12 protein-coding genes and 1 tRNA gene are annotated in these 13444 nt (G+C 55.8%); 5 read left to right on the top strand and 8 right to left on the bottom strand.

Features of this window, described 5'->3' with window-relative positions; genetic code table 11:
• Positions 1-22 precede the first annotated feature (22 nt).
• Positions 23-95 (bottom strand) — tRNA-Lys (locus G437_RS0108495).
• Positions 96-244: 149 nt separating this feature from the next.
• Here G437_RS0108495 and G437_RS0108490 point away from each other — a divergent pair.
• Both G437_RS0108490 and G437_RS0108485 read left to right on the top strand, forming a co-directional pair.
• Positions 245-823, top strand: coding sequence for a vitamin K epoxide reductase family protein (locus G437_RS0108490; RefSeq protein WP_024332137.1), 579 nt, complete (start codon positions 245-247; stop codon positions 821-823).
• The gene (locus G437_RS0108485; protein WP_024332136.1) at positions 823-1485 is read left to right on the top strand and encodes a metal-dependent transcriptional regulator; all 663 of its coding nucleotides are present in this window, start codon (positions 823-825) and stop codon (positions 1483-1485) included. The genes G437_RS0108490 and G437_RS0108485 overlap by 1 nt, the downstream gene beginning before the upstream one ends.
• Here G437_RS0108485 and G437_RS0108480 read toward each other — a convergent pair.
• Entirely contained in the window at positions 1482-1919 is a 438-nt protein-coding gene (locus tag G437_RS0108480; protein ID WP_024332135.1) for an HIT family protein, read from the bottom strand. The two genes, G437_RS0108485 and G437_RS0108480, sit on opposite strands and share 4 nt — an antisense overlap.
• Before the next feature lie 125 nt (positions 1920-2044).
• Between G437_RS0108480 and G437_RS0108475 the strand changes: the two genes are divergently transcribed.
• Entirely contained in the window at positions 2045-4933 is a 2889-nt protein-coding gene (locus G437_RS0108475; protein WP_024332134.1) for a leucine--tRNA ligase, read from the top strand.
• Between the two features lie 53 nt (positions 4934-4986).
• Here G437_RS0108475 and G437_RS0108470 read toward each other — a convergent pair whose 3' ends face one another.
• On the bottom strand, positions 4987-5784 hold the full coding sequence (locus G437_RS0108470; protein WP_029769500.1) for an RDD family protein: 798 nt from the start codon (positions 5782-5784) through the stop codon (positions 4987-4989).
• A 22-nt stretch (positions 5785-5806) separates the two neighbouring features.
• Between G437_RS0108470 and G437_RS0108465 the strand changes: the two genes are divergently transcribed.
• Positions 5807-6802, top strand: coding sequence for a stage II sporulation protein M (locus G437_RS0108465; RefSeq protein ID WP_024332132.1), 996 nt, complete (start codon positions 5807-5809; stop codon positions 6800-6802).
• Between the two features lie 4 nt (positions 6803-6806).
• Positions 6807-8219 carry a L,D-transpeptidase gene (locus tag G437_RS0108460; RefSeq protein WP_024332131.1) on the top strand — a complete coding sequence of 471 codons (1413 nt, stop codon included), beginning with the start codon at positions 6807-6809 and terminating at the stop codon, positions 8217-8219.
• A 6-nt stretch (positions 8220-8225) separates the two neighbouring features.
• On the opposite strand, the gene G437_RS0108455 is transcribed toward G437_RS0108460, so the two are convergent.
• From G437_RS0108455 to G437_RS0108435, 5 genes are read right to left on the bottom strand one after another with little or no spacing between them, the layout of a single operon-like run.
• Entirely contained in the window at positions 8226-9518 is a 1293-nt protein-coding gene (locus G437_RS0108455; protein WP_024332130.1) for a DUF58 domain-containing protein, read from the bottom strand.
• A complete protein-coding gene (locus G437_RS0108450) occupies positions 9515-10444 on the bottom strand; it encodes an AAA family ATPase (RefSeq protein ID WP_081638945.1) in 930 nt (309 codons plus the stop codon). The genes G437_RS0108455 and G437_RS0108450 overlap by 4 nt, the downstream gene beginning before the upstream one ends.
• Positions 10445-10457: 13 nt before the next feature.
• Positions 10458-11636 carry a DUF4350 domain-containing protein gene (locus G437_RS0108445; protein ID WP_024332128.1) on the bottom strand — a complete coding sequence of 393 codons (1179 nt, stop codon included), beginning with the start codon at positions 11634-11636 and terminating at the stop codon, positions 10458-10460.
• Positions 11633-12298: a DUF4129 domain-containing protein gene (locus G437_RS0108440; protein WP_024332127.1), complete on the bottom strand. Its 666-nt coding sequence runs from the start codon at positions 12296-12298 to the stop codon at positions 11633-11635. Before G437_RS0108440 ends, G437_RS0108445 begins: the two co-directional genes overlap by 4 nt.
• On the bottom strand, positions 12295-13389 hold the full coding sequence (locus tag G437_RS0108435; RefSeq protein ID WP_024332126.1) for a DUF7847 domain-containing protein: 1095 nt from the start codon (positions 13387-13389) through the stop codon (positions 12295-12297). Before G437_RS0108435 ends, G437_RS0108440 begins: the two co-directional genes overlap by 4 nt.
• Positions 13390-13444 lie beyond the last annotated feature (55 nt).

The following is a 13444-nucleotide window of genomic DNA, read 5'->3' as shown; positions in this document are numbered from 1 at the left end:
GTCGTGAGAACCCAAGGCCCAGTGCGCCATGAGGGAATCGAACCCCCAACCCGCTGATTAAGAGTCAGCTGCTCTGCCAATTGAGCTAATGGCGCAGGCGTTTGTTTCTCAAAACGTCCGGAAACTACTTTAGCGCTCCAGTTGGAATTAGCGCAAACTACATCCCTGTGACATCCATCGCGTCGGGTAGTATTTGTCCGGGCCGGCTAAAATGGGCCAAGGAAAAATACTTTTTGGAGATGACGTGAAGAAGCGAACCAGTACGGTCTGGGCTGTGTCGTTCCTGATTTTGTCAGGAGTCGGTTTGGCGGCCTCCATGGCCTTGGTACAGGCTGAATTGAGCCACCTTGCCAACCCACAGGCCACTTTAGCGTGTGACCTCAACCCGCTAGTGGGTTGCGGCAAGTCTCTCGGCTCTGCCGAGGCCCACCTGCTTGGAATTCCCAACGCGCTTGTGGGGACCGCCCTCTTCGCGGCCGCTATTGGGGTTGGCTTGGCGCTGCTGGCAAAGGCTGAGCTGCCGCGCCTATTTTGGATAATTGGGGCCTTGACGGGCATCGGGGCACTAGCTGTCGTCTGTTATTTCCTGTACGTGTCCATAGCCGTGTTTGCAACCTTGTGCCCCTACTGTTTGGCGGTGTGGGTGGTCTCGATTGGCTTGGCAATGATGCTGATTGGGCGAGGGGCTGTGCGGGTGTGGCCGCAGGCGCCTGTGGCGCGTTTTTTGGCGGCCTACCCGTGGGCGCCCGCAATAATTTCCTACTTGCTTATCGCCGTGATAGTAGTGTTTGCAATGGCCGATCAGATTGCGTTGGTGTTGTAATGGAACTTTCCCCGATGGCCGAAGATTATTTGAAATACATTTATTCTGCGACCGAATTTGAAGAAGCCCGTGTGGGCACAAATGCTCTAGCTGCAGCTATGAATGTGGCTCCATCGACGGCCTCGGAAAATGTGCGTCGTCTAGTTGATTCGGGATTGGTCGAACACGAGCGCTACCGCGGCATAGGGCTTACAGAAAAGGGGTACTCTTTAGCCGTTCAACTCGTTAGAAAACACCGCTTGCTCGAGACGTTTCTAGTGGAAACCCTGGGCTACAGGTGGGACGAGGTCGACGAGGAGGCCGAGATTCTAGAGCATGCGGTAACGCAAAGGTTGCTCGAGCGCATAGACAAAGCTTTGGGCCACCCCAGCCGCGACCCTCACGGCGATCCCATCCCGGGCGCCGACGGGACAGTTGAGGATACTGGGTGGAAAAGGCTCACCGAGTTTAGCGCGGGGCAGAGGGTGCTAGTCGAACGCGTCAGCGACGACGACACGCAGCTGCTGAAAGAAGTTCTTTCGCAAGGATTGACCCCCGGGCTACAGGTGCAAGTAGTGGAACGCAAACCTTATGCGGGCACTGTAACGATCCGGGTGGAAGGCACAGAAAAAACGGTCGGCGACCCGGTGGCCGCCGCCGTTTTTTGCGCTCCAGTCAGTTAGCTAAGCTTGTGCATATCCTTAGGTACCAGTTTGGAAAAACCAATTTCCGCTAGTGCCGAACGCAACTTGGTTGCGGCCGCGTCTAGTTCGGTCTGAGTAGCTTTATTCGCCTTGGCAAGGTTGAGTTCGCCCTCGCCGTGGACGGGGATTACGTGCAAATGCAAGTGGGGCACGTCGAATCCGGCAATCACCAAGCCCGCCCGTTTGCAATCAAAAGCTTGTAGCTGGGCTGCTGCGATGCGTTTTGCAACTACGGCCAGGTGCGCGAAAGTTTTCTCGTCTGCCTGCCAAAAGCTTTCGACCTCGGCGCGCGGAACTACTAAAGTGTGTCCGGCGTTTACTGGCTCAATGGTCATAAATGCTACTGCCACATCGTCGGCGTAGACGAAAGTGCCTGGAATATTCCCGTCGATAATTTCGGTAAAAACGGACAATTTGCCTCCTTGGATCTTCCTACCAATCATATGAAAACCTGCCCCATAGTGTGGGCTAGTTTCAGCCGCTGGCCCCAAATGTCCTAGGATTGATGCGGTAGTTCCGCAAGGAGGAGACAAGATTCATGGCAGACGTTACTGCGCACCGGTACACCGCCGAGCTTGCTGGCCAAATTGAGAGCAAATGGCAAGACAAGTGGGAGGCAGAGAATACTTTCGCCGCCGACAACCCGGTAGGGGATTTGGCCGGCCCACTCGCAAAAAAGGACCCTTATTTCCTCCTGGACATGTTCCCCTATCCATCCGGTAAGGGGCTGCACGTGGGCCACCCGCTGGGCTACATTGCAACCGATGTGGTAGCTCGCTACCAGCGAATGCAGGGGAAAAATGTCCTCTACACCATGGGGTACGACGCTTTTGGCCTGCCCGCGGAACAGTATGCAATAACTACTGGCCAGCACCCGCGCATCACGACAGAGCAAAATATTGCCAACATGAACCGCCAGCTGCGCCGGATTGGCTTGTCCCACGACAAGCGTCGCAGCTTCGCCACCACCGACAGTGACTACGTGAAGTGGACCCAGTGGATTTTCTTGAAGATTTTTGGGTCCTGGTATGACCCGGATGCCGACAACCGCGAGGGGACCAAGGGGCGGGCACGCCCAATTGAAACTTTGATTAGCCAGTTCGAGGACGGCTCGCGTCCTACACCGGATGGGCGTGCTTGGGGGGAGCTCACCAAGAAGGAACAGGCCGACATAATCGACAGTTACAGGTTGGCCTACGTTTCTTACGCCCCGGTCAATTGGTGTCCCGGGTTGGGGACCGTTCTTGCTAACGAGGAAGTCACTTCAGAGGGGCGCTCTGAACGCGGCAACTACCCGGTTTTCGCTTCCAAGCTGCGCCAGTGGATGATGCGCATTACCGCCTATGGGGACCGGCTAACTAAGGATCTGGCCACCATCGATTGGCCCGACAAAGTGCGGGCCATGCAAGAGAACTGGATTGGGCAATCGCACGGGGCGAACGTGACGTTTGAACTGTCTAATGCAGCCGGTTCGGAGGTGTCTTCACTAGAGGTCTACACTACCCGCCCCGACACCCTGTTCGGGGCCACGTTTATGGTGATTGCTCCCGAGCACCCACTGCTGGGGGATGCTGATCCGCAAAATGAAGATTTGCACGTGCCTGCTAGTTGGCCCGAGGGAACGCGCCAGGCTTGGACCGGCGGGGCGGCAACGCCACTTGAGGCCGTAAAGGCCTATCGTCTCCAGGCGGCCGCTAAAACTACAGAAGAACGTGGGGACGCAACCGAGAAGACGGGTGTCTTTACGGGTATCTATGCCAAAAACCCGGTCACAGGCAACGATATCCCGGTCTTTGTGGCCGACTACGTGCTATGGGGCTATGGTACCGGGGCGATCATGGCAGTGCCCGCTCACGACGAGCGCGACTTTGCCTTTGCCAAGAAGTTCGATTTGGACATCGTCACTACTATTTCGCCCGCCGAGGGGTTTGATGCCTCTGAGGCGGCGTGGACTGGCGACGGGGTACTGATGAATTCGGCGAACGAAGCGCTCGATTTGAACGGAAAAAATAAGCAGGAAGCTATAAAAGCCATGGTGGCTTGGCTAGAGCAGAGTGGGCACGGGCACGCTGCCACAACTTACCGCCTGCGCGACTGGTTGTTTAGCCGCCAGCGCTATTGGGGTGAGCCATTCCCCGTGGTTTATTCCGAGGACGGGCGCGTGCACGCTCTGCCGGAGCAGATGCTGCCGGTAACCTTGCCCGAGCTGGAAGACTTTAACCCTCGCGTGTTTGATCCCAACGATTCCCGCTCCGAGCCAGAGCCTCCTCTCGGACGGGCTAAAGACTGGTTGTCGGTGCGTTTGGACCTAGGCGAGGGCGAACAGGTATACCACCGCGATTCGAATACAATGCCCAACTGGGCTGGTTCGTGCTGGTACGAGATACGCTACACGGATCCGAACAATGCCGAAGAGTTTGTGGCCCCAGAAAATGAAGCCTATTGGATGGGGCCGCGTTCTGAGGGAGCCTCCGGCGGTACCGATCTGTACGTGGGCGGTGTAGAGCACGCTGTACTGCACTTGTTGTATGCCCGCTTCTGGCACAAGGTGCTCTTCGACCTCGGGTATTTGTCCTCTTCTGAGCCGTTCCATAAGCTCTTCAACCAAGGGTATGTGCAGGCATACGCTTACACTGACTCGCGGGGCCAGTATGTGCCGGCCGACGAGGTTGAAGGCGACGAGCAATCCGGTTTCACCTACAAGGGGGAGCCGGTGAGCCAGGAGTACGGCAAGATGGGCAAGTCCTTAAAAAATATTGTCACTCCAGACGACATGTGCTCCGAATACGGTGCAGACACTTTCCGGCTCTACGAAATGTCTATGGGGCCTTTGGATATGTCTCGCCCTTGGGAAACTCGAGCGGTGGTTGGTTCTCAGCGGTTCTTGCAGAGGCTGTGGCGCAATGTGCTAGATGAAGAGACTGGTGAGCTCACCGTTACCGACGAGGAGCTGGATCGGCCTACCGCCAAGTTGCTGGCGCGCACTATCGCTGACGTGACTGTTGAATACGACAACATGCGCATCAACACTGCCATCGCCAAGATGATCGTGTTAAATAACCACCTGACAGGGCAGAAACGCGTATCGCGCAAGGCCATCGAACCTTTGGTGCTTATGCTTTCACCTGTGGCGCCCCACATTGCCGAAGAACTGTGGCAGATGCTGGGGCACGAGGGCTCCATTGCTCGCGTGCCGTTCCCAGTTGTCACCGACGAGTCTCTGCTTGAAGAGGACGAGGTGACCTGCATCGTGCAGATCCAGGGCAAGGTCCGCGAGCGCCTGTCGGTATCGCCGTCTATTTCGGCTGAAGATCTGCAGGAAGCTGCTCTTGCTACCGACGCCGTAAAGGAGGCTTTGGCGGGTGCTGAGCCTAGGCGGGTAATTGTAAAAGCCCCTAAGTTGGTGAATGTGGTGTTGCCAAAGTAGGCGAAGCAAAATTTGTTGGGTGGGAGCTTTCCGGCTCCCACCCAATTGTTTTATTAGTCCGCTAGCACGCGCTCACGCATTGTCTCTTCGGCGTTGAGCCTTTCGGTTTCACGGCGAGTGCGTTCTGCGAGCAGAGCCGAGATAATTTGCTCGGGCGGGGCCTGTGGGGGCCGGGGTAGTACCGCCTGGTGAACTTGTCGCATAAGCTGGCCAGCTAGTGCGGATCCGCCCTCGGAAGTAAGTAGGTTTTTGCGGGCGAGGAACTGGCGCATCGATATTGCTAAGGCGGGGCTGATTCCCCCCAGGTCGGTGCTGCGCGCCCAAGCTTCGAGGTGTGCAGGCATCGCCGGGGGCGAGGGAATGCGGAGCGGTCGCCGTTCATTGATCACGTAGGTTCCAGCAGCTATGTCGCCAAGGCGTCGCGATCGCTTGTTAAACAGGACGAATACAACTGAGAGTACGCCAAAGCCCCAGATTTCCACCACGCCGATCAGTGCTCGGGTCAGAGATTGCCGCCACACTATGGGGCCGGAGTCTATGCGAACCACGCGCATGCCGCCAATGAGCTTGCCGAGTGATTTGCCGTGAGTTAGCGATTCTACGGTAGCTGGAAAGATGACGGTGGTGCAGGCTACTAACAGAATTAGGATGGACTTTACCTGTGCCGCGTCGAAGGAGCTGCCAAAGGTAGGAAATAGTAAAAATATTGCAACGGAGGCAAGAACATAGACGATTACGTCCACTATTCCGCACATGATTCGTACGAGCGCGGATGCCGGCGGAATCAGCAGAGCCACGCCCTCGCCTACAACAAGTTCGTCAGTTTGGTTATTCGCCACGCCTTCGAGCATACAGGTTAGATAGGGTAGGGGCATGGACATTGATGCTTACGCGAACGTGCACCAACGCAGCTGGCGGGAATTGGAGGGGCTTTTAAAGAAGTCCCACCTAGATGCCGACGAAGCAGACAGAGCAGTGGAGCTCTACCAACGCGTGAGTACGCACTTATCGCAGTTGCGTTCGAATGAGCCAGATCCTACCCTGGTGGCTTCTTTGTCTATGTTGCTCGCGAAGACGCGCAGGAAGATGGGTGCCAGCAGAACCCCATCGTTAAAACTTGTGGGACATTTTTTTACTCAGACCCTGCCGGCTGCTCTTTACAGGCTGCGCTACTGGTGGCTATCTACCATGGCCGCTTCGCTCGTATTGGCAGTGTTCATCGGCGCACGAATAGTGGCCGATCCAAAGCTCGAGGCCGCAGTAGGCACTCCAGAAATGGTCAAACAGCTGGTAGAACAGGATTTTGAAAACTACTATCGCACGTATGCTGCATCGCACTTTTCGTTCCAGGTGTGGGTAAATAATTCGTGGGTTGCGGCCCTCTGCATAGCCATGGGAGTGCTAGGGGCGCCGGTTTTGTACATGCTCTTTCAAAACGTCGCAAATGTGGCTGTCAGCGGGGCCATCATGATTAACCATGGGGCAGGTGCAAAGTTTTTTGGGCTCTTGCTGCCCCACGGCACTTTGGAACTTACCTGTATCTTCGTGGCAGGGGGAGTCGGGCTGTACCTGTGCTGGTCGTGGATAAGCCCCGGCCCTCGCACTAGATCAGAGGCATTGGCGCAGGCGGGGCGAACCGTGGTGGGCATAGCCATGGGACTTGTTGTAGTACTTTCCATCTGTGGGGCCTTGGAGGGTTTCGTCACTCCCTCGGCCCTGCCGACTTCAGTAAGGGTCGGCATCGGGATTGTTGCAGAAGTACTTTTTTTCGTCTACGTCTTTGGGATAGGCCGATATGCCTACAACCACGGTCAGGACGGAGACATAGCTAGGGCCTGGCAAGAAGATCGCGAAATCCGGGTTAGGTAGTTACATGGGTAGACGAGTAAAAATTTTGCTGCCAGTATTTCTTTTGCTGGTAGCTGTAGCCGGCGCAGGGTATGTCTTCTACTTTCACGACAAGGGACTGCCGGGGCAAACAATAGCTGGGCAGCCAGTGGCAGGGAAAAATACCAAACAAATCCGGCCGCTGGTTCGAAACGCCACAAAAGACATTGGAATAACTGCCCACGGGCAGGCGGTGAGCCAAAAGCACTTCACCCAGAAGGAATTGGGTGCGAAAGTAGATGCGGTTGAAACAGCTAGTAAAATGATTGCTGGACGGTCCTGGAGCGATTTCATAACCGTGCCGTTTACAGGGAAAGTAATACCCGTAGCAGTTACTTTTGACAAAGCTGCGTTAGATTCTGCTGCTGCGAGCCTCACCAAAGATTATGTGGCCCCCGTGGAACCAAAGCTTGTTGTTGAGGGGCAAAAACTTCGGGCAACGGGCGGAAAACCTGGCCGGGGAGTAGCCCCGAGCGCCCTCGAAAAAGGTCTGAAAAATGCTCTGAATGCTGGTAGCAGTTTGCGCGTAAACACCCAGCCAGGCCAGATTCAACCGCTGAATTCTGCAGCCAGCCTGCAAGAGTACGTGGCTTCGGCAAACAAATTTGCCCCGGTAAAAATCACTCTAACCACCCAGGGAAAAACTATCGAACCCACTGCTGCCGACAAGCTTTCTTGGGTAGCCTCGCCAACGGAGAAAGCCCCAAAAAAGGCTAGTGCTGACCCCAAAAAAATATCCAAGTGGCTCGCCGAAAAAGAAAAAGAAGTGGCTAAAGCTCCCCAAAATGGCATCCGGAACGTTACCGAAGCTGGTCAGGTAACTCAGGTTAGGCAACAGAAAGTAGACGGGACCAAAGTACAGAATCTAGATGCGCTAGCAAAAGCGATAGCAAAAGCGCTCCCGCAGGGGACAGATTTTTCTGATTCCCTCGAAATGGCAACGCTGCCAGCAAAGTGGGAAGAAAAGGTTATTGCCCCAGGCGCCGAAAAGCTGCCTTACCAGGCAGCGAAAGAAGAAAAATGGTTCGACATCAACCTGACCGACTACACTATCTCGGCGTATTCAGGAGCTAACAAGATGGCTGGCCCCTACCTGATGGTCCCTGGCAGCCCCAAATATCCCACGCCCGAAGGCACCTACAAGGTGTACCTCAAACGTCCAATACAAACCATGGTCGGCTACAACGACGACGGATCCCTAGCTTACCGGGCCCCGAATGTGCCATGGATAATGTACTGGCACTACTCCTACGCAATACATGGCGCCTACTGGCAGAAGCAGTTCGGGCCCGGAGTTGGTTTCGGAGGCTCCCACGGGTGTGTGCAGCTACCTCCGAGCCAAGCCAAAGAGCTGTTCGACTTTGGCGAGGTCGGCACGGTAGTACACGTACATAAATAACTCGCTCTACAGCAATCCTTTGGATTTGAGAGCCAGATAGTGGTCCACTAGCTGGGTAGGTACGTCCTCGGGGGGAGCGTCAATAACCTGCACTCCAAATTGAGCTATAGCTCGCTTCAGTTTTTGGCGCCTGAGCTTGCTCTTAGCGGCTGCAGCAGCAGCGTATACCTGCGGCGCATCGGAGTTGGCCAGGCGCATGCGCTCGACCTCGGGGTCGGACACGGAGCCGATCACTATCCGGTAACGTTTAGCCAAATGTGCAAGTGTGGGAAGCAGCGTTTCAGCTGCAGCTACTGGCTCGAGCGGCGTGAGCAAGACCAAAAGTGAGAGCTGTGGGGAGTTCGCAATAGTAGCGGCGGCAAGCTTAGACCAATCCGCTTCTACTAGGTCGGCCTCTAGGTTCATCATGGCCTTGGAGAAATCAGCCAACACATTCGTTCGGGTGGTCTGTGTGACCGAGGCTTCAACGGCCTGAGCCCCAGCTAAAAACCCAATGTGGTCGCCGGCCCTTCCAGCTACCGCCCCCAGCAATAGTGCAGCGTCTAGCTGAGAATCAAGGCGGGGAATGTCGTCTACTCGTCCCGCAGCGAGCCTCGAAGTATCGATGACCACCAATATGCGCCTGTCGCGTTCTGGACGCCAAGTCCGCACAACAATGTCAGAAGAGCGGGCGCTCGCCCTCCAGTCGATAGAGCGGACGTCGTCACCATCTACCCATTCGCGCAGTGAGTCGAACTCCGTGCCTTGACCGCGCTGCCTGGACTTGGCGCGCCCTTCTACGGCTTGCAACTGGGCTAATTTCGCGGGCAAATGTTTGCGCGAGGGAAATTCGGGTAAAACTTGTAGGGAGCCTTCCAGCCTAAACGACACCTGCCTACACGCTAGGTGGGCAGGGCCCCAAGAGCGAACCGTCACCAGATCTGGGTGGGTTAGCCCCCGCTTTTTGGGAGTAACGGACGTTTGCACCTTGACCTGCCTGCCAGCAGTCAGCACGAAGGAATGCCGATTGTCTTCAGCTCCAACGCTGGGGGGCCACGCGTCGCGCACTTGCCCTCGCATCTTCCGCCCGGCGGGGAGCGTTAGTTTGAGACCTACCTCGCCAGTTTCTCCCACCCGGAGCGGATCCGACTCTACGCGCTCAAACTGCAATTTTCGAGGTGAGGCAGCGACGAGTAAGTCTGCCCCAATCGCTACCACCACAATGGCAAGCAGTGCGTAAACGAGCCAGTAGGAGGGGAAGAAAAATAGGGGCAAGAGGCCTAGGACAAGTAGCAGTGGGCCGCGCCAGGAAATACTCATCGTGGAACCGGCACCGAATCGAGTGCGCTGGCAAGGACTGCGTCTACCGATACCCCTTCCAGTTCGGCCTCAGCGCGCAATGCCAAGCGGTGGGCGATGGTTGGTTGCACCAGCGCCTTCACGTCGTCAGGAGTAACAAAATCGCGTCCAGAAAGCCAGGCCCAGGCTTTTGAAGAAGCAAGCAGGGCAGTGGCGGCGCGAGGTGACATGCCTAGCGACAGTGACGGCGCCTGCCTGGTTGCGCGGGCAATATCCACAATGTAGGCGGTTACTTCGGGGCTGACTTGCACCTGTGCTACCTGCCTTGCGCCCTCTTCGATGTCGGCTGCAGAAGCCACCTGTTGCAGGCCGGCGCCGTCTAGATCAGCGGGATTGAAACCCTCGGCATGCCGACGCACTATTTCAATTTCTTGTTCTCGCTCTGGGGCAGGCATCTGGACTTTGAGTAGAAAACGGTCCAACTGTGCCTCTGGTAGCGGATAGGTTCCTTCGTATTCGATCGGGTTCTGCGTGGCCGCAACCATAAAAGGAGTTTCGAGTTTGCGCGGCTGCCCGCCAACGGAAACTTGTCGTTCTGCCATTGCTTCTAGCAGCGCCGACTGGGTTTTTGCCGGGGTGCGGTTAATTTCGTCGGCTAGGAGCAGGTTGGTGAACACGGGGCCAGGGCGGAACGTAAAATCCTTCTTTTCCTGATCATAAATAAGTGACCCGGTAACGTCCCCAGGCATCATGTCCGGAGTGAACTGGATTCTAGAGAAGTCTACTGACAGCGCTTTGGCAAGAGAGCGAATGAGTAGGGTCTTGCCCGTTCCCGGCACCCCTTCTAAGAGGACGTGTCCCCGGGTAAGTAGGCCAATAAGCAGGCCTGTGATGGCTCCTTCTTGACCGACAACGGCTTTGCCGACCTCGGAGCGCACGCGGATCATTGCCTCGCGGGCGTTAGTTTCGTTCACGGATTACCTCCTGTTCGAGGGCGGTGAGGCCACGCGCCATTGATACCATTTCGGATTCAGAGTTAGGGGAGCCATAGAGCAGATAGGCCAGGTCAGATTTTTGCCGTCTGGTCTTTCGAGTGAGCGCTGTGAGCAGTTCTTCTTTCGAAGCCAAGGAAGGCAAGAAGAGTGCGGTAGAAAGACGAGGACGCAGCTCCGTTTGGAGCGTGGCAATCATCTGCCTGTAGTCTTTGCTCGAGGCATACATGCGGCCCAAGGCCTGGGTGGTTTCGCAGGCCTTCACGATGACCGGTAACTCCTCTGTAGCAAGCCTGCCAAAACGGCGTCCCTTATAAAAAGCAAATAGCAGGAACGCCCATGCCAGCAGCGCGAGGGCGGGCGCAAACCATTTCGGTAGCAAATTTACCGGCTTGAGCTGGTCGGCACCGGAGATGGGAGCGTCGCCGTTTTGGGTGGGCGAATACCAGACGACCCTGTTAGTGGGGGAGGTAGCTGCTAGGGCAGCCGCAGCGTTGTCCTCTTCGAGGATCGCGGAATTGGAAAAGGACTTCGCGTTTCCAAGTACCAGAAGCTGGGGGTGCTTTGAAGTTTTTGGGAGTAAAAATACCTGAGCTGCATCTGGTGAGCTTAGACACCGGAAGGTACCCTGTTCAGTTTCCTTTTCGGGTTTATAGCCTTCCCCAAAGATAGAAAGTTGCTTGGCTTTTCCGAAAATGCCACGGCAGTGGGCGGGAGGATCAGCGAGGGCAACTGTATCTCCGGCCGGAACTAGCCCAGTGTTGAGCTGTTTTAGTACTTTCTCCGCAGGGGCTAACAAAACGACTCTTTTTACGTTTGCACGCTGCAGTAACTTGGGCACTGCTCGGCCTATTCCGGCTCCAGTATCCGTTACCACAACCGTGGCGGCAGCGTCGGTTTTCAGTTGCTTCTTCATGTCCGAATCAGAGCGAGCAACTGTAAGCGTTACCCCCTTTTGCTTCAGTACTTGGGCGAGTGCCTGGGCCCCTGAGGCATTGGGCGTTTGCGGATCTAGAGCAATAGAAGGTGAACTCGGCCACAGTGCCACAACGCCGAGCGCAAGTAAAACTAAGGAGGCGGCTACCCAGGCGGTGGCAGAACGCCAAATAGTTTTGGGGCTGTGCCCTACCGGAGTTGCCACGCTCATTTAACCCCCCTGATGGAAGCCGGCACCGGCATAGAGCTACCGGCGCTAGCGTTACCTTCAGCTTGGGCGCTCGCAAGGTTGCGGTAGAGGTCTAAGGCCTCGACTGCGTGGGTGGCGGTAATAAGATTGGCCTGCCCGTAGGTGGCAATGTCGAAGGAGTTGGTTACCTTCTGGATGCGCTGCGCTAGGGAGGGAAAGATGGCCGCTAGAGCCCTTGATACTTCGCCCGCAGTTTGCCCTGCCTCGACCTCGATGAGCTTACGTTCTACGCATTTTTGCGCAATAGCGCGGAAAGCTTCCTGCACTGAGGAGGCGGGATCAGTTTGCAGAGCCTGTTCGGCACGCTCCGCATAGCTTGCAGCGGGAATGGTGGGATCTACAAGGGCGGTAGATTCGGTCGCGGTTTGTTTGCGATTGCGGAGTATCCGACGCAGTAGAAAAAACCCTATGAGTGCGAGAACAACAATGACCAAGATCGTAAGCACGCTACCCAGCGAAAAGTCGCCTAGCGAGTCAATTTGTAGTTTGCCTAAAATCTGGTTCAGCAGCTTTTGCAGCGTGGCGCGCAGGTCGAAATAAACTGGTTTTTCCAGTTCGCGGGCAAGTGCGTCCCGCGCCTCGTCGGGGGAGGGCTCAACTAGCGGCAGATACGTAAAGATCATCGAGCGGACTTTGCAGCCTGTTGAATAAGTGCCACGTCCAAGCCTTCTTTGCGGAAGCGCACGTCGGTGTACAAGATCGAGGAGAGCGCAGTGCTTAGAGGCAAGGTGATGACACCCGCAATAAGTGTGGCTACGATCTGCGTTACAAACATTGCTGTCTGCATAGCGCCAAAGTCACCAGTACTGCCGGTGGCCGCACCAATAATGCCGGCAATCAGTGCTACCGGGCTGAGGATTGCGGTGGTGATCACTGAAATCACTAGCTGGCCGAGCAGCGAGATGCCCAGCGCCCTCCAATATTGGCCTTTCAGAAGGTTCCAGCTGCGTTTGAAAGATCCAATTACGCCTGCGCCCTCGACTACGATTGCCTGTCCGTAGAAGCTGAAGCGGAACACCAGCAGATATACCACAACCACCAGCAGTAGGAAAGGAATGATTGCTGCCCCTATAAGCACCGCAGCGGAAGATGAGTTAAAACCGCCTGATGCGTAACCAATGAGCAACACTACTCCAACCAATAGTCCAAATACTGCAATCACTACCAATCCCTGCAGGAGGGAGGCGCCAATATACCGCCAGATTGACCCTTTTACAGCATTCCATGTCTCCGACATGGACACCTTTTTGCCCTCAATCGCTTTTATGACAACGAAGACCATTAGTGGGATAAGTAGATAGGAGCCAATGGTGGAGGGGATCCAGCTACTTAGCGAATCGAAATACCCAAAGGTGAGTGAGGACTCCGAGCCCTTCATAAAATCTGCGGGCAAGAGGTGGTTAGCAACTAAGGTGACGGGAATAGAAATTGCCAGTAGCACTATGGAAACGGTGAAGGCAAGCCCAAAAACTGTCTTGGGATTTTTGCGGATGAGCTCGAAAATCCCGCTCAGGATGTCGCCTACAGTGAGCGGGCGCAACGGAACAATGCCCGGCCTCAACTGGCGGTAGTTCAAAGGCCCCGAGGGGGCTTGCTGCCTAGCATAGTTGCCGTAGTTGGCAGGAGGCTGCCCGGAGGGCGAGTGTGTATTAGCACTGCTTTGGGGCAAGGGCTGAGAGGCCTTGTGTTGCCCGGGGGGAACAAAATCCGACACGTTTGTCTCCTGTTTGTCGCGTACTCACCGACCACTCTACTGAAAAGTGCCGCTC

This window comes from Winkia neuii subsp. neuii DSM 8576, from assembly GCF_000420405.1.
GTDB classification, from domain to species: Bacteria; Actinomycetota; Actinomycetes; order Actinomycetales; family Actinomycetaceae; genus Winkia; species Winkia neuii.
This window is presented reverse-complemented; position numbering and strand designations above follow the sequence as displayed.